A 25,019-nucleotide genomic window follows, 5' to 3' on the forward strand; every position below is an offset into this window, starting at 1 on the left:
ACCCGTCCTTCGCTCCACGATGAACCGCCTGAAGAAGTTCACCAGCTTTTCGCTGCGCGACCTGCTCGCTTCGGCCGGCCCCACCATTCTCGCCATTGCCGCTGTCTGCTTCGCGGCCTATCTGATCGTCGATCCGGCGCCGCCGCGCAAGGTCACGCTGGGCACCGGCCAGGACAACAGCGCCTACGACGTGTTCGGCAAAAAATACCAGGAGCTGCTGAAAAAAGAGGGCATCGCCGTCGCGCTGCAAGGCTCGCACGGCTCGCGCGACAACCTGAAGCTGCTGGCCGAAGGCAAGGTCGACATCGCCTTCGTGCAGAGCGGTTCCACCGACGAAGCGGAGGTCGAGCGCCGCGGCCTGGTGTCGCTGGGCAGCCTGTTCACGGAACCGGTCTGGCTGTTCCTGCGCGCAAAGGACGGCGCGCCGCCGCTGAACCAGCTCACGCAGTTGCGCGGCCTGAAGATCAACATCGGCGCGCGTGGCAGCGGCACGCCGCGGCTGGTGCGGCAGATCCTCGGCGTGAACGGCGTCGAACGCGAAGAGCTGAAAACCTCCCAGCTCGACAACACGCCCGCCACGGTGGAATTGCTGGAAGGCCGCATCGACGGCCTGGTGTTCGCCGCCGCGCCGGACGATCCGCTGATCCAGATGCTGCTGCAGACACCCGGCATCTACCTGTTCGACTTCGCCCAGGCGGAAGCCTATACGCGCCGCCTGCCGTTCCTCACGCATGTGACCCTGCCGCGCGGCATCGTCGACCTGGGCCGCGACCTGCCGGCGCGCGACTACCACCTGATCGCGCCGACCGCCACGCTGGTCGCGCGCGACGACCTGCACCCGGCCCTGATCGAACTGTTCGTGCAGGCCGCGGCCAGGATCCATGGCGGCGCCGGCTGGTTCCAGCAGCAGGGCCAGTTCCCGTCGGCGAAGTACACGGAAATCCCGGTGGCCGACGAGGCCGCCAAGTTCTACAAGGATGGCGCGCCGTTCCTGCAGCGCTACATGAGCTTCTGGCTGGCCAATTTCCTCGACCGCATGTGGGTGCTGCTGCTGGCACTGTCCGCGCTGATCCTGCCGCTGTCGAAGATCGTGCCGCCGCTGTACGTGTGGCGCGTGCGTTCGCGGATCTACCGCTGGTACGGCCAGCTGCGCACGGTGGAGGGGGCGATCGAGGATGCCGTGGAGGTGCCGCCGGAAGAGCGGGGCGCGATCTACGCCGCGCAACTGGAACGGCTGGTGGAGATCGAGGACCGCGTCAACCACCTGTCGATCCCGCTGTCGTTTGCCGACGACCTGTACGGCCTGCGCAGCCATGTGCATTTCGTACGGCAGCGCATCGTCGCGCTGATGGGCGGCGATGGGCGGGACGGCGCCCTGGAGCCGCTGCCGTAAGCACTTTGTTCGGCGCGATTACGTAGTATTACCGTGTCAATATTGCGACGTTTTCGCGGTTTCACAGCGTTGCACCTTTGACACCGTGCCGCACCGGCCCCGATGATGAGTCCGTCATTCTCATTGCACGGCACATCACTCAGACAAGGGACCACGATGCATCGGAATACGTTACCCGCCAGGGCATTGCTCGCCACCGCCATCGCTGCGCTGTTCGCCGGCCCCGCGGCTTCCCAGGAAAACCTCCAGCAGGCGCCCGCACAGGGCGCTATCGCCATCGACGAAAACCAGGCGACGGTCGTCGTCACCGGTACGCGCGTATCGAACCGCACCGTGCTCGACACGTCGTCGCCGGTGGACGTCATCTCGGCCGATACGATCAAGAACACCGGCGTGCCGGAGATCACGCAGGCGCTGTCGGTGGCGCTGCCGTCGCTGAACTTCCCGCGCCCGGGCCTGGCGGACGGCACCGACACCATCCGCCCCGCCACGCTGCGCGGCCTCGCCCCGGACCAGACGCTGGTGCTGGTGAACTCCAAGCGGCGCCACACCTCGTCCCTGGTCAACCTGAACGGCACGATCGGCCGCGGCTCCGCCGCCGTCGACATGAACACGATCCCCACCGGCATCGTGAAGACCATCGAAGTGCTGCGCGACGGCGCTTCCGCGCAATACGGTTCCGATGCGATCGCCGGCGTGGTCAACATCCGGCTGCGTAACGACAAGAGCGGCGGCGAAGCCACCGTCAGCTACGGCAAGCGCATCACCGACTATGCATTCGCCGCGGCGCCGCCGCCGGCCGGTGCCAACTGGGGCACGCAGGATGAACGCGAACGCCGCGATGGCGGCGTCGCCACCGTCAGCCTGTGGAAAGGCTTTGCGCTGGGCGAGACCGGATACCTCACCGTCGCGGCCGAGTACAAGGACCAGGAACATACGGAACGCAGCGGCTACGACACGCGGCAGCAGTATCCGCTCGCCAACGGCGGTTTCGATCCGCGCGAAGCAACCATCAACCGCTTCAATGCATGGTACGGCGAACCGGAACTGAAGCAGTCGACCGTGTTCGCCAATGCGGGTGGCCAGGTCAGCGAGACGCTGAAGTGGTATGGATGGGCGAGCCACCAGAAGCGCGAAGCGGAATCGGGCGGCTTTTTCCGCCGCGCGCTGCAGGACAACAACACCATCGCGATCTACCCGAACGGCTTCCTGCCCATCATCGCGCCGGATGTCGACGATTTTTCCGCGGCGGCCGGCTTCACGTGGACCACAGGCGGCTGGGACATGGATTCGTCGTTCAGCTACGGCAAGAACAAGATGGACTTCACGATCCGGAACACGCTGAACCGCTCGCTCGGCGCGTCCAGCAAGACCGAGTTCGACGCAGGCGGCTTTTCGTATGACCAGCTGACCTGGAACCTCTCTGGCGTGCGGCAGTTCGAGGTGGGCCTGGCCTCGCCCCTGAACGTGGCGCTCGGCGCCGAGGCCCGCAGGGAAGGCTACAAGCTGGAGGCGGGCGAGCCCGATTCGTATCGCAATGGCGGCGCGCTGCTGGCCTCTGGCCTGCCCACCGCATCGGGTGCCCAGGTCTTCCCGGGCTTCCGCCCCAGCGACGAGTCGGACAGCCACCGCACCGCGTACAGCGTGTTTGCCGATGTCGAAGCGAACCTGCTGCCGGCGCTGCTGGCATCGTTCGCCGTGCGCGGCGAGCATTATTCGGACTTCGGCAGCAACTGGTCCGGCAAGCTGGCCGGCCGCTATGATTTCACGCCGAACTTCGCGCTGCGCGGCTCCGTGCAGAACGGTTTCCGCGCGCCGTCGATGCAGCAGCAGTTCTTCACGTCCACGTCGACCAATTTCATCAACGGCATTCCGTTCGACATCACCACGTTCAAGCCGACCGATGCGGCCGCCGTGGCGCTCGGCGCGAAGCCGCTGGACGCCGAGAAGTCCACCAACTTCTCGCTGGGCACCGTGGCGAAGCTGGGCCGCGGCAGCCTGACGGTGGACGCGTTCCACATCGATATCCGCAATCGGATCGTGCTATCCGAAAACCTTACGCAGGTGAACGTGCGTGATTTCCTCACCGCGAACGGCTTCCCCGGCGTTGGCGGCGGGCGCTTCTTCATCAATGGTGTCGACACCACGACCAAGGGCGTCGATGTAGTACTGAACTACCCGTGGAACCTGGGCAGCGCTGGCCGCTTCGACCTGACCGTCGCCGGCAATTACACGGATACCGACGTCACGAAGGTACCGCAGACGGCCGAGCTGGCCGCGTTGTCGCCGGCCCCGGCGCTGTTCGACCGCGTCAACGTCCTGACATTCGAACAGGGCACGCCGAAAACCAAGTTCACCGCCAGCGGCACCTGGAACCTGGGACCCTGGGGCGCCACGCTGCGCGCGACACGCTACGGCAAGGTGCTGACGCCGGGCACGACGCCGGCGCTGGACCACACGATGTCGGCGAAGACGCTGGTGGACCTGGAAGGGCGCTGGAAGATCAATGAAGCACTGTCGGTGGCACTGGGCGCGGAAAACCTGTTCGACCAGTACCCGGACGCCTATCCCGCGGCGCTGAACACCACCGGCAACGCCCCGTTTACGAACTACTCGCCCTTCGGCCGCTCGGGCCGCTACGTCTACGCGCGCCTGACCTACGCGCTGTAGCGATCATCAAGTTTCCTCAAAAACAGGGTCCGTCCCTGTTTTTGAGGAAACGCGGCTCAGGCGCCCACCCAGGGCAATCCGGCCTTGCACCATCCGCCCACCGTCTTGCGGTGCCCCTCGGCATCCTTGTCTCCCTCGAACCCTTCCAGGATGTCGAAGCTGTTGGCATAGCCGTTCTCGGTGGCCAGTTTCGCGGCATGGCGGGAGCGTACGCCGGAACGGCACAGGAACAGCAGCACGTCGTCCTTGCCGGCCACGGCGGCAAGCTGGGCGAGGAAGTCCGGATTCGGCACGCCGCCCGGATACGTGCTCCACTGCACGGCACCATGCTGCGCGTCGTCGATCGCCACGCGTCCCACCCAGTCGCGTTCGGCGTTGGTGCGCACATCGACCAGGCGGACGGCTGGGTTGCCCTGGATCAGCTCGTGCGCTTCCTGGGGCGTGACTGCGCCAGCATAGGGCAGGCCATTGCCGCGCTCGCGGGCGCGCTCGAGAATGTCGTTAGTGCTCATTTGGCGTTAAATCCTTGGGATCTGTCTCTATCGTCGGAGGCATGAATGCAGGCAAAAATTCCGCCTGGACATTCATGCCACATTTTGGGGCGCATTGCGCAAACTTGGTGCAAAATGAACCAGCCGCACCAAAATTGGGCGAGTCACGCAATGTGCAATCTTGGTGCAATTCGCCGTGGGTTTCTGTACGGACGATTTTAGTTTCCGTAGGGAGCAAGATCAATGTAACTCGCTGCATATCGATAGTTGCTTCCTGCTGGCACGCTTCATGCATTAGGATGTACGAGTTTCCGCCGCACCATGTGCCGGCAGCCCTTTTCACTTAGGAGATACGTAATGGCACGCACCGCCGAAGAAGTCCTGCAATTGGTCAAAGACAACGAAGTCAAGTTCATCGACTTCCGTTTCGCCGATACCCGTGGTAAAGAGCAGCACGTCACCGTGCCCGTCTCCCACTTCGATATCGACAAGTTCGAAAGCGGCCATGCTTTCGACGGTTCTTCCATTGCAGGCTGGAAAGGCATCGAAGCATCCGACATGATCCTGATGCCGGACCCGACCACCGCCAACATCGATCCGTTCTTCGAAGAGACCACGCTGTTCATGCAGTGCGACGTGATCGAGCCGTCGGATGGCAAGGGCTACGACCGCGACCCGCGTTCGATCGCCAAGCGCGCCGAAGCCTACCTGAAGTCGTCCGGCCTGGGCGACACCGCCTACTTCGGCCCGGAACCAGAATTCTTCATCTTCGACTCCGTGAAGTGGAAGATCGACATGTCCGGCGCGATGGTCAAGATCGATTCCGACGAAGCGTCGTGGTCGACCGACAAGGACATCGAAGGCGGCAACAGCGGCCACCGTCCGACCGTCAAGGGCGGCTACTTCCCGGTGCCTCCGGTCGATTCGTTCCAGGACATGCGCTCGGAAATGTGCCTGATCCTCGAATCGATGGGCATTCCGGTCGAAGTGCACCACCACGAAGTGGCCGGCGCCGGCCAGAATGAAATCGGCACCAAGTTCTCGACCCTGGTCGAGCGCGCCGACTGGACGCAGAACATGAAGTACGTGATCTGGAACGTGGCGCACAGCTACGGCAAGACCGCCACCTTCATGCCGAAGCCGGTCGTGGGCGACAACGGCTCGGGCATGCACGTGCACCAGTCGATCTGGAAAGACGGCAAGAACCTGTTCGCCGGCGACGGCTATGCCGGCCTGTCCGACTTCGCGCTGTACTACATCGGCGGCATCATCAAGCACGCCAAGGCCCTGAACGCGATCACCAACCCGGGCACCAACTCGTACAAGCGCCTGGTGCCTGGCTACGAAGCACCGGTGAAGCTGGCTTACTCGGCACGCAACCGTTCCGCATCGATCCGCATCCCGCACGTGGCGAACCCGAAAGGCCGCCGCATCGAAACGCGCTTCCCGGACCCGCTGGCCAACCCGTACCTGTGCTTCGCCGCGCTGATGATGGCCGGCCTGGACGGTGTGCAGAACAAGATCCACCCGGGCGAAGCAGCGTCGAAAGACCTGTACCACCTGCCGCCGGAAGAAGACGCGCTGATCCCGACCGTCTGCGCATCGCTGGAAGAAGCGCTGGATCACCTGAACAAGGACCGCGAGTTCCTGACCCGCGGCGGCGTGTTCACCGATTCGATGATCGATGCCTACATCGAACTGAAGATGACGGAAGTCACGCGCATGCGCATGACCACGCACCCGGTCGAATTCGACATGTACTACTCGCTGTAATGGCGACGCTGCCGGAAGTGAAACACCGGTAGCCAACTCGACGCGGGGAGGGCATGAGCCATCCCCGCGTTTTTTTTCGGTTGTTGTATAGTCGGGGCATGATCGCACGCTGCTCGTTGTTACTGGTTCTACTGATGGCCACCGCTGGTGTTTCGGCGCAGATCTACCGCTGCACGGATGCCGAAGGGCGCAAGGAATACACGGATCGCCAGATCCGCGGCAGGCAATGCGTGCTGCTGGATTTGCCGAACGCGGCCATTCCGGCGCCGCCGCCAAGGGAAAGCGCACCGCGGCCCCGGCCACTGGGTGCGAATCCCTCTGCGAGCCCGTCCGCAAGCCCGTCCGGCAGCACGGCACCACGCAGCGGGTTTCCGCGCGTGGACACGTCCGAGCAGCGCGCCCGCGATGCCGACCGCCGCCAGATCCTGACCGACGAACTGAACGCCGAAATGCAGAAGCTGGGCGAGTTGCGCCGCGAATTCAACAACGGCGAGCCGGAACGGCGCGGCGACGAGCGCAACTACGCCAAGTACCAGGAGCGGGTGGCCAGCCTGCGCGACGCCATCGCCCGCTCGGAACAGAACGTGGCAGCACTACAGCGCGAGATCGCCAACATACGATGAAAATTGTGACCAATATCGCCCGTGCCGCGGCTGCGGCGGCGGGCGCCATCCCGCGTTCCCACACGTTCGCGGGGCTCGACCTGCTGGCCTCGGCGGTGGTGATCGTGGATGCCGAAGGCCGCATCGCCTTCGCCAACGCGGCCGCCGAGAACATGCTGGAGAGTTCGCTGAAGGCCCTGTCGCGCCAGCGGCTGTGCGACCTGTTTTCCCATCCCGCGGAGCTGGAACATGTGATCGTGCAGGCGCGCGCCCACAAGTTTTCCGACCTGCGGCAGGAACTGACGCTGGAGCGCCCCGCGCGCGAGCCGCTGCACGTGCATGCGATCGCCAGCGCAATGGACGAACCGGACGGCAATGTACTGCTGGAACTGCGCGAGACCGTGCAGCAGATGAAGCTGGACCGCGAAGAGCGCCTGCTGGACCAGAGCCAGGTCAACAAGGAGCTGATCCGCAACCTGGCCCACGAGATCAAGAACCCGCTGGGCGGCATCCGCGGCGCGGCCCAGCTGCTCGAGATGGAGCTGCCGCCGCTGCACCTGCAGCAGTTGCGCGAATATACGCAGGTGATCATCAAGGAAGCGGACCGGCTGCAGACGCTGGTCGACCGCCTGCTGGCACCGCACCGCCGTCCGCACATCGTGGGCGATGTCAACATCCATGAAGTGCTGGAGCGCGTGCGCAGCCTGATCCTGGCCGAGTTTCCGGCCGGCCTGACCATCGTGCGCGATTACGACGCCTCCCTGCCCGAGTTCCGCGGCGACAAGGAGCAGCTGATCCAGACCGTACTGAACATCGCGCACAATGCGGCCCAGGCGCTGGCCGAGCGCGTCGAAACGGGCGATGCGCAGATCACGCTGAAGACGCGGGTGGCGCGCCAGGTCACGCTGGCCAAGGTCCGTTATAACCTGGCATTAGATTTGCATATCATCGATAACGGACCGGGCATTCCGCCCCAGATCCGCGACCGCATCTTCTACCCGCTGGTATCGGGGCGCGATGGCGGCAGCGGCCTGGGTTTGACGTTGGCGCAAACCTTCGTGCACCAGCACATGGGCGTCATCGAATGCGAGAGCAGGCCCGGCTATACGGACTTCCGCATCCTGCTGCCCTTGCCATAAGCCGCGGGGCAGGCTGCCCGAGTCCCTGATGAATCCAAATTGCGGGAAGCACATTACATATGAAGCCAATCTGGATTGTCGACGACGACGAATCGATCCGCTGGGTACTGGAAAAAGCGCTGGCGCGGGAAAACCTCGCCACCAAGAGTTTTGCCAACGCGCGCGACGCCATCGCCGCGCTCGAGTACGAGACGCCGCAGGTGCTGGTGTCCGACATCCGCATGCCGGGCGACTCCGGTCTCGACCTGCTGTCGCTGGTGAAATCGCGGCTGCCGGGCCTGCCCGTCATCATCATCACCGCGTTTTCCGACCTGGACTCGGCCGTGGCGGCCTTCCAGGGCGGCGCCTTCGAATACCTGGCCAAGCCGTTCGACATCGACAAGGCCGTCGAACTGATCCGCCGGGCGCTGGACGAGAGCCTGCGCGAGGCCAGCGTGGAATCCGGCCCGGCCGATACCCCCGAGATCCTCGGCCAGGCACCGGCGATGCAGGAGGTGTTCCGCGCCATCGGCCGCCTGTCGCAATCGAACGTGACGGTGCTGATCACCGGCGAATCGGGTTCCGGCAAGGAACTGGTGGCGCGCGCGCTGCACAAGCACAGCCCGCGCGCACAGCAGCCATTCATCGCGCTGAACACCGCCGCGATCCCGAAGGATCTGCTGGAGTCGGAACTGTTCGGCCACGAGCGGGGCGCGTTCACCGGCGCCCAGGCCACCCGGCGCGGTCGCTTCGAGCAGGCCGAGAACGGCACGCTGTTCCTCGATGAAATCGGCGACATGCCGTTCGACCTGCAGACGCGCCTGCTGCGTGTGCTGTCCGACGGGCACTTCTACCGCGTCGGCGGCCACCAGCCGCTGAAGGCGAACGTGCGCGTGATCACGGCCACGCACCAGAACCTGGAGCAGCGGGTGCGCGACGGCCTGTTCCGCGAAGACTTGTTCCACCGCCTGAACGTGATCCGGCTGCGGCTGCCCAGTTTGCGGGAGCGCCGCGAGGACATCCCCATCCTGGTGCGCCACTTCCTGGTGCAGAGCGCCCGCCAGCTCGGCGTGGAAACCAAGCGCATGAGCGATGCCGCGCTGGCCTTCCTGCAAAGCCTGGACTTGCCCGGCAACGTGCGCCAGCTGGAAAACCTGTGCAACTGGATCACCGTGATGGCACCCGGCCAGACGGTGGAGGTGAAGGACTTGCCGCTGGAACTGTCCGAAGGGCAGAGCGCGATGCAGGCCGCACCCGAACTGCCGGTGCCGATGGCGCACAGCATGCCGCATGGCACCCCGCACGGTACGCCGATCGCCGCCGCGATGGCGCCCGCCGCGCCAGGCCCGGACGGCTGGCTGTCGCTGCTGGAACTGCAGGCGGCCACCATGCTGTCCGACGGCCAGCAGGACGTGATGGACGTTCTGGGCCGGCAGTTCGAATCCGCGCTGATCCGCACCGCGCTGAAGTACACGCATGGGCGCAAGAACGACGCCGCCGTACGGCTGGGCATCGGGCGCAACACGATCACGCGCAAGATCGCCGAACTGGGGATCGACGGGGCCAAGGAGGATTAAGGGTACTGCGAACCCGGCAATGACAGGATTTCAGGTAAGCTCCCGGTGTCGCCACCGGGAGCTTTTTTCTTGCAACGTATCGTCCTCGAATCCTCATGCTGATCAATTGCGTTGCTTACCAGGACGGCCGCAAGCTGGCCGACCTGCCGGTAGCCGACATCAGCCATTACCTGGCGCGCGACGATACCTTTGTCTGGGTGGCGATGCGCGATGCGACGCCGGCCGAGCTGGCGGAAATGCAGGAAGAATTCGGCCTGCACGAGCTGGCAGTCGAAGATGCGCAGCGCGGCCACCAGCGGCCCAAGATCGAGGAATACGGCGACTCGCTGTTCGTGGTGGTCAAGACCGTCGAGCAGCAGGGCGATGAGCTCCTGCTCGGCGAGATCGACATCTTTGTCGGCCGCAACTACGTGCTGTCGTCGCGCCAGAACAGCAGCCACGACCTGATGGGCGTGCGCGCCCGCGCCGAGCGCGAGCCGGACCTGCTGCGGCACGGCGCCGGCTTCGTGCTGTATGCGCTGATGGATGCCGTGGTCGACCGCTATTTCCCGCTGGTGGACGCCTTCGAATCCGAGCTCGAGCAGATCGAGGACCGCATCTTCACCGGCACCTCGCAGCGCGACAATATCGAACGGCTGTATGACCTGAAGCGCAAGGTGATGATCCTGCGCCATGCCGTGGCACCGCTGCTCGATGCGATCGGCAAGCTGCATGGCGGCCGGGTGCCGGCGGTGTGCGCAAACAGCCAGGAATATTTCCGCGACGTGCACGACCACCTGGCCCGCATCAACGGCATCCTCGATGCGATCCGCGACACGATCGCCACGGCGATCCAGGTGAACCTGTCGATGATCGCGCTGGAGGAAGGGGAGGTCAACAAGCGCCTCGCCGCATGGGCCGCGATCTTCGCCGTCATGACGGCATTTGCCGGCATCTGGGGCATGAACTTCGAGTTCATGCCCGAACTGAAATCACGCTACGGCTACCCGCTGGCGCTGGCGGCGATGTTTTCGGTGTGTATCTACCTGTACCGCCGCTTCCGCAAGGCGCGCTGGCTATAGTCGATTATCAAGAAGCAAAACTGGCAAAACTGGGGACGGACCCCTGTTTAGAGGAAATATGAAAAACTGGGGACGGACCCCTGTTTAGAGGAAATATGCGGCCCCTGCTTATGGCCCTGCATGCTTTGAAAATTTCCGGAAAACAGGGGTACGTCCCCAGTTTGCAGTTCTAAACTTTCCTGGAAACAGGGGTACGTCCCCAGTTTTGCGCTCAGGCGTTGTCGGCGGCGGCCATCGACAGCGCGACCGCTTCCGCCACCTTGATGCCATCCACGCCGGCCGACAGGATGCCGCCGGCATATCCGGCGCCTTCGCCGGCCGGGAACAGGCCGCGCGTGTTCAGGCTCTGCAGGTCGTCGTCGCGGCGCTTGATGCGGATCGGCGACGAGGTGCGCGTCTCCAGGCCCGTCAGCACCGCGTCGTGCTTGAAGTAGCCGCGCACCTGCCGGTCGAATGCCGGGAACGCCTCGCGCAGCGCCTCGGTGGCGTAATCCGGCAGGATCGTTGCCAGGTCCGTCAGGTGCACGCCCGGCTTGTACGACGGAATCACGGTGCCGAATTCGGTGGAAGGGCGGCCGGCGACGAAATCGCCCATCAGCTGGCCCGGCGCGTTGTAGTCTTCGCCGCCCAGGCGGAACGCCGCTTCCTCCAGCCTGCGCTGGAACTCGATGCCGGCCAGCGGCCCGCCCGGGTAGTCTTCCGGGCTGATCGACACCACGATGGCGCTGTTGGCATTGCGTTCGGCGCGCGAGTACTGGCTCATGCCGTTGGTGACCACGCGGCCCGGTTCGGAAGCCGCCGCCACCACGGTGCCGCCCGGGCACATGCAGAAGCTGTACACGGCCCGGCCGTTCTTCGCGTGGTGCACCAGCTTGTAGTCGGCCGCGCCCAGGATCGGGTGGCCGGCATTCGGGCCGAAGCGGCAGGTGTCGATCAGCGATTGCGGGTGCTCGACGCGGAAGCCGATCGAGAACGGTTTCGCTTCCACGTACACGCCGCGCTCGTACAGCGTCTGGAACGTGTCGCGCGAACTGTGGCCGATCGCCAGCACCACGTGGTTCGTGGCGATGCGCTCGCCGGAGGCCAGCAGCAGGCCGCGCACCTGGCGCACGCCGTTGCGTTCCTCGATATCGAAGTCGGTCACGCGCTGCTCGAAGCGGATCTCGCCGCCCAGCGCGACGATTTCCTCGCGCATCGCTTCGACCATCTTGACCAGGCGGAACGTGCCGATGTGCGGCTTGCTGACGTACATGATCTCTTCCGGCGCGCCGGCCTTGACGAACTCGGTCAGCACCTTGCGGCCCAGGTGGCGCGGGTCCTTGATCTGGCTGTACAGCTTGCCATCGGAAAACGTACCGGCGCCGCCTTCGCCGAACTGCACGTTCGATTCCGGGTTCAGCGCCCGCTTGCGCCAGAAGCCGAACGTGTCCTTGGTGCGCTCGCGAACCGTCTTGCCGCGCTCCAGCACGATCGGATTCAGGCCCATCTGCGCGAGGATCAGCGCGGCAAACAGGCCGCATGGGCCCATGCCGATGACGACCGGGCGCGGCTGCCGCGCATCCCGGTTGACGCCATGCGCGACGTATTTGTACGCCATGTCGGGCGATGGCATCAGGTGCACGTCGCGCGCATTGCGGGCCAGCACGCCGGCTTCGTCCGTCGTTTCCAGGTCCACCGAATAAATCAGGACGATATGCGCTTTCTTGCGCGCGTCGTAGCTGCGCTTGTGCACCGTGAATTGCAGCAAGGCTTCGGCGGTGATTCCCAGTCTTTCGAGGATCGCCTCCTTTAACGCTGATTCATCGTGATTTAAAGGCAGTTTGATTTCATTTAAGCGGAGCATGTCAAATCTTCAAGAGGTCGGCACGGCCCGGGTCGAGGAGGGCGGCGCAAGGAAACCCTCCATTGTACCGGAAGCCAGGGCAAAGAGCCGCATTTCCCTGTTGCACCATCTTGGTGCGTGCGCCGATATGGACGAAAAACGCACCACTTCCTAACGTTTCTGTAGCGATTTTCAGGTAACTGTTGTATCTGAGCCGCAAACCAATCTTTCTCAATTGACACCCCAATTGGCCATGTGGTCAGATTTGTCATCGGACCACTTTTGAGTTAGATCAACGGACGTCCGGTGGAATCGTCCAAAAGGTGATTCGGCAGGAATTGTTGGGACATATAAACAGAGCTGTGCCGGTGCTGGCGGATCCGCCAAAACGGGTCCGCCTAAGCTTTTCTACCGAACAAGCTTATTAAATAAGGAAATACAAACAATGTTGAGAAAAACTGTTCTGGCCCGTGCGCTGCAAGTTGCGTTCACGGCAGGCGCGTTGTCGATGGCGGTCGCGCCGACCGTCATGGCACAGTCGAACGCGGCAGGTTCGGTCTACGGTAAAATCACCGCTGGTTCGGGCGATACCATCATTCTGAAAAGCAACGACACGAACCAGACCCGCACGAGCTCCATCGAGCCCAACGGCACTTTCCGCGTCACCAACTTGCCGCTCGGCAATTACAGCGCAACCCTGCAAAAAGGCGGCAGCGTAGTCAGCACCACGACGCTGGACGTTATCGCCGGCCAGGGTGTCGAAGCCGTCTTCGCGACCGCAGGCATGACGTCGGTCCAGGTGACCGGCCGCCGCAGCCGCATCGACATCTCCAACTCCACCAACGGCGCCACGTTCAGCGCGCGCGAACTGGAAAAGCTGCCAATCGCCCGTAACGTCGAGGCGATCGTGCAACTGGCGCCGAACACCACCCGCGGCGACCCGACCTACGCGGCCGGTGCCAGCTTCGGCGGCGGCGGTGCTTCGGAAAATGCCTATTACATCAACGGCTTCCCTGCCACCAACCCGCTGACCCAGCTGGGCGCAATGGAGCTGCCGTTCGGCGCCATTGCCCAGGCCACCGTGCTGACGGGCGGCTTCGGCGTGGAATTCGGCCGTTCGGTCGGTGGCGTGATGAACATCACCACCAAGTCCGGTACCAACACGTGGGAAGCAGGCGGCTACGCATCCATCACGCCGGCGTCCACCCGCGCCAAGTACCAGGATTACTACTACGGTAACACCGGTGCATTCCCGGTCACGGCCACCACGCCGAACGGTACCGACAACACGCTGCGCCTGCGCCGCGAAGACAACCAGGTCAAGCAGACGCAGTACTCGGCCTACGTCGGCGGCCCGATCATCCAGGACAAGCTGTTCATGTTCGCCGCCCTGGAACAGACCAGCCTGGAAAGCAATGGCGTCTACCTGGCGCGTACCGCCCTGACGCTGGACGACAACGGCTGGCGCGACTACGAGACGAAGACGAACCGCTACTTCTTCAAGCTCGACTACAACATCACCGACAATCACCGCCTCGAGTTCACGACGCTGGGCGACCTGCCGGAAACCGATACCCAGTACCGCTCGTACAACTACGCGACCCGCGCCGTCGGTAACACCGTCAACTCGGCCACGCACGAGGAATACGGCCCGTTCAACCCGAACGGCGGCGAAGCCAAGATCCTGCGCTACGTGGGCAACCTGACCGACGACCTGACCGTGACCGCGCTGTTCGGCAAGTCCGAAGCCGAGCACATCTACACCCCGGAAGGCTATGATCCGACCCTGGCACAGGTGTCGGCACTGCCGGATACCCAGGTTCCGGGCCTGAACTACTCGGGCGGCCAGCCGTTCTCCGACGACCAGCCGTTCACCGGCGCGCGCGACGAAGTCATCTCCAAGCGTCTGGACATCGAATACCGCCTCGGCAACCACACGCTGAAGGCCGGTATCGACAACAACAAGATGAAGTCGATGAACGCGGGCGACCAGCGTGCCGGTGGCGTGCTGTGGACCTACGGCCGTACGCCGACCCCGTCGCAGCCGTTCGCAGTGGCAGGCGGCACCGTTCCGGCGCTGGCTTCCCTCGGCGGCTACGCTGCCCAGGGCTACTACGTGAGCCGCAACCGTACCTCGACCGTGTCGAACGCCTTTGCAGGCCAGGACGCGCAATACCTGGAAGACCGCTGGCAAGTCACCAAGGACGTCGCCGTCACCGTCGGCGTGCGTCGCGAGGGCTTCTACAACGCCAACCAGGATGGCACGAAGTACATCGAGATGAAGAACCAGATCGCTCCGCGCGCTTCGGCAGTGTGGGACGTGAACGGCGACGCATCGTTCAAGGTCTTCGGTAGCGCCGGCCGCTACACCGTGCAGATGCCGACGATGATCGCACTGCGCGGCGCCAACGGTTCGCTGAACGCCGACGAGTACTTCGCGTACACCGGCACGGACGCCAACGGCGCCCCGACCGGCCTGACCCCGCTGACCGGCGTCCTGTCGGCCAACAGCGAGTTCGGCCAGGCCAAGGATCCGGTCACGGTTGCCGCGATGGACATGAAGCCGTCGTTCCAGGATGAACTGACGCTGGGCCTGGAAAAGATGATCACGCCGGAATACAACTTCGGTGCGAAAGCAACCTACCGCAAGCTGAAGTCGACCATCGACGACCTGTGCGACGGCCGTCCGTTCGAAGCGTATGCCGCAGCGAACAACATCGCCGTGTCCGACGACTGGCACTTCGCCTGCGCATCTTTCAATCCGGGCGAAGCCAACGACTTCATGGTCGACTACGGCATGAACGGCAACTACACGAAAGTGCACCTGACCAAGGAAGCCCTGGGCTTCGAGGAAGCCAAGCGTACGTATGCCGCGCTGGACTTCTTCCTGGAGCACCCGTACCGCAACGGCTGGTACGCCAAGGTGAACTACACGCTGTCGCGCAGCAAGGGTAATACCGAAGGCCAGACGCTGTCCGATACCTCGACCGGCCAGGGCGACGTTGCCGCCACCCAGACCTGGGACTACAAGGAGCTGATGGACTACGCGTACGGCCTGCTGCCGAACGACCGCAAGCACCAGGTCAAGGCAATCGGCTACTACGACGTGACCCCGGAAATCACCGTTGGTGGTGCTGCCGTGTTCGCTTCGGGCCGTCCGCGTTCGTGCTCGGGTACCAACCCGAACACCGTGGGTACCGACTACAACTACCAGTCCGCTTCGCACTACTGCTTCGGCGCGACCGGCAGCCAGAACGTGCCGTCGCCGCGTGGCACCGTTGGCCGCCTGCCATGGGAAAAAACGGTGGACCTGAACGTGGTCTATCGTCCGACGTTCTTCAAGGGCCTGGCTCTGAAGGTCGACGTGTTCAACGTGCTGAACGACCAGAACGTGCAGAAGGTCTACGAGCGCTACAACACCAACCAGGCGCGTTACGCCCTGTACGAAGCACAGATCTACCGTTCGGCTCCCCGTTCGGCACGCTTCTCGGCCGAGTACAACATCCGCTTCAACTGATCCCTGGTTGAGCACCCTGCGCTGCCGGTTAGCCGGCAGTAAAAAAAGCCCGCGGAAGCGATTCCGCGGGCTTTTTTCATGCGTGCCCGCTTTTGTAATGCAGCGCATTCCGCCCGCGCCCGGGCCTTTTAATTCCGCTATTCACCATCAACCCGGCCTGAATAAAACCGAACCCTCCCAAGGTGGAGGGTGGGTGGATTGCCGGCGTGGCCGATATTAATACCGCGGCCGTGCCATCGATGAATGGCGCGGCAGGATATTCAGTGAGCTATTGCGCCAGGTAAATAAACTTTCGCAAGCGAAAAGATTTGAGTCGCCGGCATGAATCATTTTCGCCCGTCAATATGTGCCACCCCCGGCACCCTCGCGCCAGCCCTGCGGGCGCCCGTGCCGTTGCCTCGGCAGGGCCGGCCCGGTCGCACGGGCAGCGGCGCTCTCCCCCTGAAGAGAGTCGAGTTCCAGCTGATCGGCATATGTGTTGTAAGGATGCCGCGCACGGAAGTTTGTAATTTGACACCTCATTTCGCCCTATGGTCATATTCGGGTTCGGAAATCCATATTAAAACAGCCACTGGCTTTCCGTGAGAGTCGTCCTCCAGCGTTAATTCACTGGAATAGCAGGGACAATATAAACAAAGCCATGCCGGATGAAACGGGCTGTTGAACGGTTACGTCCAGGTTTTCTACCGAAACAGGCTTTCTCACTGAGGAATTACACAATGTTGAATAAAAAGGTTCTCGTGCGGTCGCTTGCGCTGGCATTTGGCGCAGCGGCCGCGCTTCCCGCGCTGGCACAAAACACTGTCTCGGCCCAGCCCGCGCAGGCGGCCGACGCCGCGCAGCAGCCGATACAGCGCGTTACGGTGACGGGCTCCCTGATCAGCCGCGCCGACAAGGAAGCGCCCAGCCCCGTGCAGGTGCTGACGGCCGATGACATCGCCAAGACCGGCTACACCTCCATCGCCGAAGTGCTGACCAACCTGGCCTCCAACGGGCAGGGCACGCTGGGCAGCGGCTTTGCCGGCGCATTCGCCAACGGCGGCTCCGGCGTGTCGCTGCGCGGCCTCACCGTGGGCCTGACCCTGGTGCTGATCGACGGCCACCGCATGGCACCGTATCCGCTGTCCGACGACGGCCAGCGCCAGTTTGTCGACGTGTCGGCGATCCCGTTCGATGCCGTCGAGCGCATCGAGGTGCTGAAGGATGGCGCCTCGGCGACGTACGGCTCGGACGCCGTGGCGGGCGTGGTCAACGTGATCCTGAAGAAATCGTTCAATGGCCTGAGCCTGAAAGCCGATGCGGGCAAATCGCAGCATGGCGGCGGCAACACCAAGAAGGTATCGCTGACCACCGGCATCGGCGACCTGCAGGATGACGGCTACAACGCCTTCATTTCGGCGGAATACCGCGAAGCGGACCCGATCAGGCTGTCGCAGCGCTCCGGCTACGACTGGGCCAGCGGCGACTGGCGCGCACGCGGCGGTATCGACACCAACCGCGGCGTGCCGACCACGGCCAACAACTTCCTGGCCCATGCCAGCAGCCCGTACTTCTACAACCCGGCGGGCACGGGCGGCGCCAACAACCCGGCCAATTTCCAGTTCCTCGATCCGGACTGCAATTACGCGAAATACCGCGCCGGCGGCTGTCTCGTGCCCGACACCTACTCGTTCATCCAGCCCGAATCGCGCAATGTCAACGTGCTGGGCGGCTTCACGAAGAAGCTGAACGAGGACTGGACGCTGGCGCTGAAAGCATCGATGTTCCGGCGCGAGAGCGAAAACAACCGCGGCTGGCCGCTCACGTTCAGCCAGACCAGCTTTGGCGGCTTCACAGCTTTGGTGCCGGGCGAGGTGCCGCGCCTTTCCCAGGGCATTCCCTCCACGCTGTTCGCACCGGGCGTGCAGGGCAACCAGCTGGGCGCTCCCGCGCGCCTGTACGGGCATGTCCCGGGCCTGAATGCCGCGTCCACCAACGAGAATACCTCTACGTCGACCCGCTTCGTGGCGGACCTGAACGGCAGTGCGTATGGCTGGGACATCAATGCCGCTGCGGGCTACACGCGGGTGAAGACGGAATCCGATTACTCCGGCTACGTCAACCGCCTCGAGCTGTACCGGCTGCTGAACAACGGCACCTTCAATCCGCTGGGCGGCAACGCGCCGGACGTGATGGCCCTGGTGTCGCCCCGCTTCAGCAATGAATCCACGTCGGTGCTGAAGTTCTTCGAAGCCAATGCGCAGCGCGAGATCGGCCAGCTGCCGGGCGGTCCGCTGAACATGGCGGTGGGCGTGAACTGGAAGAAGAAAGACCTGGACGCACCGTCGGCCGACCTGCTGGCGCGCGGGATCGTGGGGAACGGCGGCGCCTACGTGTTCGGCGAGGAAACCAACTCGGCGGTGTTTGCCGAGCTGGAAGGCGATGTCATCAAGGATGTGCTGGTCAACCTGGCGGCACGCTACGACCACTACGATACCTACGGCAATTCGTTCACGCCGAGCGCCAAGTTCAAGTGGAACATCACGCCGACGGTGTCGCTGCGCGGTACGTTCGCGCGGGGCTTCCGCGCGCCGAACGCTGCCGAAGTGGGCACCGCCTCGTCGATCTTCTCGTCCTATACGGCCGACGACCCGATCCTGTGCGCGAACGGCAATCCGCAAACGGCCGGCAACGTGCCGACCGCGTGCAACCTGACGCCGGCCTTCGTGCAGATCACCAATCCCGACCTGCAGCCGGAAAAATCGAAGTCGTTCACGGTGGGCCTGATCGTCGAGCCGATCCGCAATGTCAGCGCCACGCTGGACTGGTACAGCATCGATGTGAAGAACCAGATCACCAGCGCCGCCACGCTGCCCGGCTTCGTGCCGAGCTTCGTGCGCAACCCGATCGCGCCGGTGGAAATCTCCAACGGCGACGGCACCACCACCAGCGGGCTGCCCAGCGTCGGCACCATCGCCTACGCCACCACGGACTACGTGAACGCCGGCGGCACCAAGACCTCGGGCGTGGAACTGAACCTGTCGGCGCGCCAGCGGCTCGGCGAATACGGCAACGTGCGCGGCGAGCTGACGTTCAACCACATGATCAGCTACGAGCTCGAGGCGGCCGGCGTCACGTACCAGCTGGCCGGCACGCACGGCCCGTCCACCGTGTCGGGCAATACCGGCAATCCGAAGAACCGCGCCCAGCTGACGCTGGGCTGGGAGCGCGGCCCGGTGGGCGTCACCACCACGGTGAACTGGGTCGACAAGTTCTCCGCGCTGGACCCATCGGTGGGTTCGAACGACTGCGCCAGCGCGGCGAACATCTCGGGCCGCAATTACTTCTTTGGCGGCGATACCCCGGCGCACTACTGCACCATCCGTTCGTTCACGACGGCCGACCTGAACGTGACGTACAAGCTGAGCAACAACTGGACGCTGCGCGGTGCGATCCTGAACCTGTTCGACCGCGAGCCGCCGATCGACGTGGGCACGTACTCGAACGCGAACACGCAGGCGTCGTACAACGGTTCGCTGCACCAGTCGGGCGCCGTGGGCCGCTACTTCAGCGTGGGCGCCAGCTACGCGTTCTGACCTGCCTGACCGGGCGGCCTTCGGGCCGCCCTCCCGAAAAAGCGGCTTCGGCCGCTTTTTTTACGGCTGCGCGGTCACATCCCGCCCCACACGGCGGCCAGCATCGACAATGCCGCCAGCGCCGCCGTTTCCGTGCGCAGCACGCGCGGCCCCATCGATACCATCGTCGCGCCGGCGCGCACCGCGGCATCTTCTTCCTCGTCCGTGAAGCCGCCCTCGGGCCCCACCAGCAGCGTTACCGGCTGCGCACCGGCGTCGCGTGCCCACTCCACCAGCGAGGACGTGGCGCGCGGCGACAGCAGCAGGCGCGGCCCGGCGGCCGGCGTGCCGATCCAGTCGCGGAACTCGGCCGGTTCGGCCACGCTTGCCAGCCGGTTGCGGCCGCTCTGCTCGGCGGCGGCCACGACGACTCCGCGCCAGTGTTCCAGTTTCTTCTGCGCCCGCTCGGCGGAAAGGCGCACCACGCAGCGCCGCGCCGCCAGCGGCTGCACGGCGGCCACGCCCAGTTCGACCGCCTTTTCAACGATCCAGTCCATCTTCGTGCCTTCCGGCAGGCCCTGGGCCAGGGTGACGGGGTAGGGCAGTTCGACATCGCGCGCAGCGAAGGCGCGCACCTCGGCCGTTGCCCGTTTCTTGCCCACGTCGGTCAGGACGGCTTCGTACTGGCCGCCCGTGCCGTTGAACAGGGTCAGGGTGTCGCCTGGCCCCAGGCGCACGACATGGATATGGTGGGCAACCTCGGCCGGCAGGTCCAGCAGGGCGCCGGCGGCGAGGGGAGCGTCGATGTAAAAGCGTGGCATCGTTATAAAGATAAGTCCGGAATGCACTGATTTTAAGCGCCGGCGCCGGCCTCTGGTAAAATAGCGGGCTACGCAGCCAAGGCGGTTTCAGCATGGTGGCAGTTCGGCAGTCCACTAACCAGCTCGAAACGGCTTGTAGCCCCCGGAATTCCAAACCTCCCGCACCAACTGATTATGAACGCTAAGCTCCCCCACACCCAGATGGCCAACGCGATCCGCGCGCTGGCGATGGACGCCGTCCAGAAAGCCAACTCCGGTCACCCAGGCATGCCGATGGGCATGGCCGAGATCGCCGTAGCGCTGTGGAGCGGCCACCACCGCCACAACCCGGCCAATCCGGACTGGGTCAACCGCGACCGCTTCCTGCTCTCCAACGGCCACGGCTCGATGCTGCACTATGCGCTGCTGCACCTGTCCGGCTACGACGTGTCGATGGACGACATCCGCGGCTTCCGCCAGCTGCATTCGAAGACGCCGGGCCACCCGGAAGTCGACATCACGCCGGGCGTGGAAACCACCACCGGCCCGCTGGGCCAGGGCCTGGCCAATGCCGTCGGCATGGCGCTGGCCGAGTGGCTGCTGGCGAACGAATTCAACAAGCCGGGCCATGACGTCGTCGATCACTACACGTACGCGTTCGTCGGCGACGGCTGCCTGATGGAAGGCATCTCGCACGAAGTGTGCTCGCTGGCCGGCACGCTGGGCCTGAAGAAGCTGATCGCGCTGTACGACGACAACGGTATCTCGATCGACGGCAAGGTCGAAGGCTGGTTCACCGACGATACGCCGAAGCGCTTCGAAGCCTACGGCTGGAACGTGATCCGCGACGTCGACGGCCATGATGTCAGCGCCGTCGATGCCGCCATCGAGCAGGCCAAGAAGTCCGACAAGCCGACGCTGGTGTGCTGCAAGACCATCATCGGCAAGGGTTCGCCGAACCTGCAGGGTGGCGACAAGGTGCACGGCGCCGCGCTGGGCGACAAGGAAATCGCCGCCGTCCGCGAATACATCAGTTGGGGCCACGAGCCGTTCATCGTGCCGGAAGAAGTCAACACCGCCTGGAACTTCAAGGACAAGGGTGCTTCGTTCGAAACCGAATGGAACACGAAGTTCGACGCGTACGCTGCCGCTTTCCCGGCCGAAGCCGCCGAACTGAAGCGCCGCATGAACGGCGACCTGCCGGCCAATTTCGACGAGACGCTGAAGGCCGCCATCGCTTCCTGCGTCGAAAAGAAGGAAACCATCGCCACCCGCAAGGCATCGCAGAACGCGATCCAGGCCCTGTCGGCCATCCTGCCGGAATTCCTGGGCGGCTCGGCCGACCTGACCAGCTCGAACCTGACGAACTGGAAAGAGTCGACCAACATCCGTTCCGGCAAGCCGGGCAACCACGTCAACTACGGCGTGCGCGAATTCGGCATGAGCGCGATCATGAACGGCGTGGCCCTGCATGGCGGCTACATCCCGTTCGGCGCCACGTTCCTGACCTTCTCCGACTACAGCCGCAACGCGCTGCGCATGGCCGCGCTGATGAAGCAGCGCTCGATCTTCGTGTTCACGCACGATTCGATCGGCCTGGGCGAAGACGGCCCGACCCACCAGTCGGTCGAGCACGTGTCGTCGCTGCGCCTGATCCCGAACCTGGACAACTGGCGTCCGGCCGACACCGTCGAATCGATGGTGGCCTGGGGCGAAGCGGTCAAGCGCAAGAACGGCCCGAGCACGCTGATCTTCTCGCGCCAGAACCTGCCGTACCATGAGCGCACCGAGCAGGCCATCGCCGACATCGCCAAGGGCGGCTACATCCTGTCCGACGAAGCGGACGCGAAAGTCGTGCTGATCGCCACCGGCTCCGAGGTGGAACTGGCGGTGAACGCCGCCGCCGCGCTGAAGAGCGAAGGCATTGCCGCCCGCGTGGTGTCGATGCCGTCGACCGACGTGTTCGACCGCCAGGACGCGGCCTACAAGGCCAGCGTGCTGGGCAAGGGCATCCCGCGCGTGGCGGTGGAAGCCGGCGTGACCGATTTCTGGTACAAGTACGTGGGCCTGGAAGGCGCCGTGGTCGGTATCGACACGTTCGGCGAATCCGCCCCGGCCAGCGTGCTGTTCAAGCACTTCGGCTTCACGGTCGAGAACGTAGTGGCGAAAGCCAAAGCTGTTATTGCTGCATAAAGAGACCCAGGACGCCCCGCTCGTGTAGCGGGGCGTTTTACAATAAGAATTGTTTTTCTTTTATCAGGAGTACATGTAATGACGATCAAGGTAGCTATCAACGGTTATGGCCGCATCGGCCGCAACGTGCTGCGCGCTTTCTACGAAGGCGGCAAGAAGCAGGACATCCAGATCGTGGCCATCAACGATCTGGGCAACGCGCAATCGAACGCGCACCTGACCCGTTACGACACGGCCCATGGCAAGTTCAACGGCACCGTGGAAGTCGACGGCGATTTCATGATCGTCAACGGCGACAAGATCCGCGTGTTCGCGCAGCGCAATCCTGCTGAAATTCCATGGGGCGAGCTGGGCGTGGACGTCGTGCTGGAGTGCACCGGCTTTTTCACCACCAAGGAAAAGGCCTCGGCCCACCTGAAGGGCGGCGCCAAGAAAGTCATCATCTCGGCACCGGGCGGCAAGGATGTCGACGCGACGATCGTGTTCGGCGTCAACGAAGGCGTGCTGAAAGCGTCGGACACCGTGATCTCGAATGCTTCGTGCACCACCAACTGCCTGGCCCCGCTGGTCAAGCCGCTGAACGACGCGATCGGCGTGGAAACCGGCCTGATGACCACCGTGCACTCGTACACCAACGACCAGGTGCTGACCGACGTGATGCACGAAGACCTGCGCCGCGCCCGTTCGGCCACCCAGTCGATGATCCCGACCAAGACCGGCGCCGCCGCCGCGGTCGGCCTGGTGCTGCCGGAACTGAACGGCAAGCTGGACGGCTTCGCGATCCGCGTGCCGACCATCAACGTGTCGCTGGTCGACCTGTCGTTCATCGCCAAGCGCGACACCACCGTCGATGAAGTCAACCAGATCATGAAGGCGGCTGCCGAAGGCGCGCTGGCAGGCGTGCTGACCTACCAGACCGAACCGCTGGTGTCGGTGGACTTCAACCACAACCCGGCCTCGTCGAACTTCGACAGCACGCTGACGAAAGTCTCCGGCCGCCTGGTGAAGGTCTCGTCGTGGTACGACAACGAGTGGGGCTTCTCGAACCGCATGCTCGACACCACCGTCGCGCTGATGAACGCGAAGTAATCGTTCCCGCAGTACCCGTAAAAAAAGGTTCTTCGCGGGGAATGGGGGAAGACGGGATTGACGATCTGAGCAGGAAGTGGTGGCGGGGGTCTGAAGTTGGTAGATTGATAGTCGCCAAACAAGTCAATCTTTCAAACCACCGCCATGCTCAATGCTATGTCGTCTCTCCCGTTTTGGGAAGGCCATATTCTCGACTCCGTCCAAGAACAGAAAGACGGTTCCCTGCTGATCGTTCTCGAACCCTGTCCGACAAGTGATGCTTTGTGTGGGTCGTGCCGCCAGCCTTGCGCCTTGGTGCATGAGCGCCGAAGACGCAAGGTGCGCGACCGCGATATTCTGGACAAACGCGTCTGGCTTGATGTGCCAGTGCGGCGACTGGACTGCCATCACTGTAATGCACGGGTTGCCGAGCACATTGTCTGGCTTGACCGGCGTTCACGCATTACGCATCGTGTGCGCCTGTGGGTCGAGGCGCTGGCGCAACTGCTTCCGATAGCACATGTGGCCCGGCTGACCGGCCTACACTGGCATACCGTCAAAGAGATCGATCATCGGCGCTTGAAGCACTTGCATGCTGACTTCTCAGCAGAGGGTGTACGGCGCCTGGTGATGGACGAATTCGCCCTGCACAAGGGACACCGCTATGCCACTGTCGCGCTCGATGCTGAACGGATGCGCGTATTGTGGGTTGGAGAAGGCAATAGCCGGGAAGCGATCCGGCCATTTTTCGAGATGCTGGGACCGGAAGGCTGCCAGCGGATTGAAGCCGTGGCGATGGACATGAACACGGCTATGGATCTCGAAGTGCGCCAGCAATGCCCCAATGCCGAGGTGGTCTACGACCTATTTCATGTCGTGGCCCGTTTTGGCCGCGAAGTCGTTGACCGGGTACGGGTCGATCAAGCCAATGCACTACGTGCAGAGCCAAAAGCCCGTCAGGTCATCAAGCGCAGCCGATGGCTTTTGCTGCGTAATCGCGACAATCTCAAAACCGACCAGGCGATCAAACTTGACGAACTGCTCGCCGCCAACCAGCCCTTGGCAACGGTCTACCTGCTCAAGACCGAACTGAAAGAGATCTGGTATGCGCCATCGGCCTGGGAAGGTGCTCGTCGATGGAAAACCTGGCTCAAGCTCGCCCTGGAAAGCCAGATCGCACCGCTGATCCAGTTCGCTAAACGCTTGGCCAAATACCGGCGCGGTATCTTGGCTTCGGCCATCTATCCGATGAACTCATCCATCCTGGAAGGCGTCAACAATCGCATCAAAGTGATCAAACGCATGGCTTACGGATTCCGGGACGCATCCTACTTCTTCTTGAAAATCAAGAATGCGTTCCCCGGCAAAGTGCGATGAACC

15 protein-coding genes are annotated in these 25,019 nt (G+C 63.7%); 12 read left to right on the plus strand and 3 right to left on the minus strand.

All coding sequences use genetic code 11. The features are described from left to right. Window positions 1-19: 19 nt before the first annotated feature. Together ACY34H_RS23525 and ACY34H_RS23530 are read left to right on the plus strand one after the other, a co-directional pair. Window positions 20-1,393: a TAXI family TRAP transporter solute-binding subunit gene (locus ACY34H_RS23525; RefSeq protein WP_464979907.1), complete on the plus strand. Its 1,374-nt coding sequence runs from the start codon at window positions 20-22 to the stop codon at window positions 1,391-1,393. Between the two features lie 156 nt (window positions 1,394-1,549). Then, on the plus strand, window positions 1,550-4,063 hold the full coding sequence (locus ACY34H_RS23530) for a TonB-dependent receptor plug domain-containing protein (RefSeq protein WP_464979892.1): 2,514 nt from the start codon (window positions 1,550-1,552) through the stop codon (window positions 4,061-4,063). Between the two features lie 56 nt (window positions 4,064-4,119). On the opposite strand, the gene ACY34H_RS23535 is transcribed toward ACY34H_RS23530, so the two are convergent. Then, on the minus strand, window positions 4,120-4,575 hold the full coding sequence (locus ACY34H_RS23535; RefSeq protein ID WP_464979893.1) for a rhodanese-like domain-containing protein: 456 nt from the start codon (window positions 4,573-4,575) through the stop codon (window positions 4,120-4,122). Window positions 4,576-4,911: 336 nt separating this feature from the next. Between ACY34H_RS23535 and glnA the strand changes: the two genes are divergently transcribed. The 5 genes from glnA (at window position 4,912) to corA (ending at window position 10,685) form a co-directional block, all read left to right on the plus strand. Beyond that, window positions 4,912-6,327: a type I glutamate--ammonia ligase gene (gene glnA, locus ACY34H_RS23540; protein WP_464979894.1), complete on the plus strand. Its 1,416-nt coding sequence runs from the start codon at window positions 4,912-4,914 to the stop codon at window positions 6,325-6,327. Between the two features lie 134 nt (window positions 6,328-6,461). Continuing rightward, a complete protein-coding gene (locus tag ACY34H_RS23545) occupies window positions 6,462-6,950 on the plus strand; it encodes a DUF4124 domain-containing protein (RefSeq protein WP_464979895.1) in 489 nt (162 codons plus the stop codon). Then, a complete protein-coding gene (gene glnL / locus ACY34H_RS23550; RefSeq protein WP_464979896.1) occupies window positions 6,947-8,068 on the plus strand; it encodes a nitrogen regulation protein NR(II) in 1,122 nt (373 codons plus the stop codon). Before ACY34H_RS23545 ends, glnL begins: the two co-directional genes overlap by 4 nt. Window positions 8,069-8,127: 59 nt before the next feature. Next, entirely contained in the window at window positions 8,128-9,624 is a 1,497-nt protein-coding gene (gene ntrC / locus ACY34H_RS23555; RefSeq protein WP_464979897.1) for a nitrogen regulation protein NR(I), read from the plus strand. Between the two features lie 95 nt (window positions 9,625-9,719). Next, window positions 9,720-10,685 (plus strand): magnesium/cobalt transporter CorA, encoded by a 966-nt coding sequence (gene corA / locus ACY34H_RS23560; protein ID WP_464979898.1) that lies wholly within the window; start codon window positions 9,720-9,722, stop codon window positions 10,683-10,685. Window positions 10,686-10,896: 211 nt separating this feature from the next. Here the strand turns inward: corA and ACY34H_RS23565 are convergent, their stop codons facing one another. Continuing rightward, window positions 10,897-12,528 (minus strand): NAD(P)/FAD-dependent oxidoreductase, encoded by a 1,632-nt coding sequence (locus ACY34H_RS23565; RefSeq protein WP_464979899.1) that lies wholly within the window; start codon window positions 12,526-12,528, stop codon window positions 10,897-10,899. A 424-nt stretch (window positions 12,529-12,952) separates the two neighbouring features. Between ACY34H_RS23565 and ACY34H_RS23570 the strand changes: the two genes are divergently transcribed. Together ACY34H_RS23570 and ACY34H_RS23575 are read left to right on the plus strand one after the other, a co-directional pair. Next, complete coding sequence (locus ACY34H_RS23570) at window positions 12,953-16,024, plus strand: TonB-dependent receptor (protein ID WP_464979900.1); 3,072 nt, start codon at window positions 12,953-12,955, stop codon at window positions 16,022-16,024. 719 nt (window positions 16,025-16,743) lie between these two features. Continuing rightward, the gene (locus ACY34H_RS23575; RefSeq protein ID WP_464979901.1) at window positions 16,744-19,599 is read left to right on the plus strand and encodes a TonB-dependent receptor; all 2,856 of its coding nucleotides are present in this window, start codon (window positions 16,744-16,746) and stop codon (window positions 19,597-19,599) included. 74 nt (window positions 19,600-19,673) lie between these two features. Here ACY34H_RS23575 and ACY34H_RS23580 read toward each other — a convergent pair whose 3' ends face one another. Further along, entirely contained in the window at window positions 19,674-20,399 is a 726-nt protein-coding gene (locus tag ACY34H_RS23580; RefSeq protein WP_464979902.1) for a 16S rRNA (uracil(1498)-N(3))-methyltransferase, read from the minus strand. 174 nt (window positions 20,400-20,573) lie between these two features. On the opposite strand from ACY34H_RS23580, the gene tkt reads away from it, so the two are divergent. From tkt to ACY34H_RS23595, 3 genes are all read left to right on the plus strand, one after another. Further along, window positions 20,574-22,571: a transketolase gene (tkt, locus tag ACY34H_RS23585; protein WP_464979903.1), complete on the plus strand. Its 1,998-nt coding sequence runs from the start codon at window positions 20,574-20,576 to the stop codon at window positions 22,569-22,571. A 78-nt stretch (window positions 22,572-22,649) separates the two neighbouring features. Beyond that, window positions 22,650-23,660: a type I glyceraldehyde-3-phosphate dehydrogenase gene (gap, locus tag ACY34H_RS23590; protein WP_464979904.1), complete on the plus strand. Its 1,011-nt coding sequence runs from the start codon at window positions 22,650-22,652 to the stop codon at window positions 23,658-23,660. A 144-nt stretch (window positions 23,661-23,804) separates the two neighbouring features. Next, window positions 23,805-25,016: an ISL3 family transposase gene (locus tag ACY34H_RS23595; protein ID WP_464975433.1), complete on the plus strand. Its 1,212-nt coding sequence runs from the start codon at window positions 23,805-23,807 to the stop codon at window positions 25,014-25,016. Window positions 25,017-25,019: the final 3 nt, after the last annotated feature.

The sequence above is a fragment of the Pseudoduganella sp. jia 9 genome, assembly GCF_055502615.1.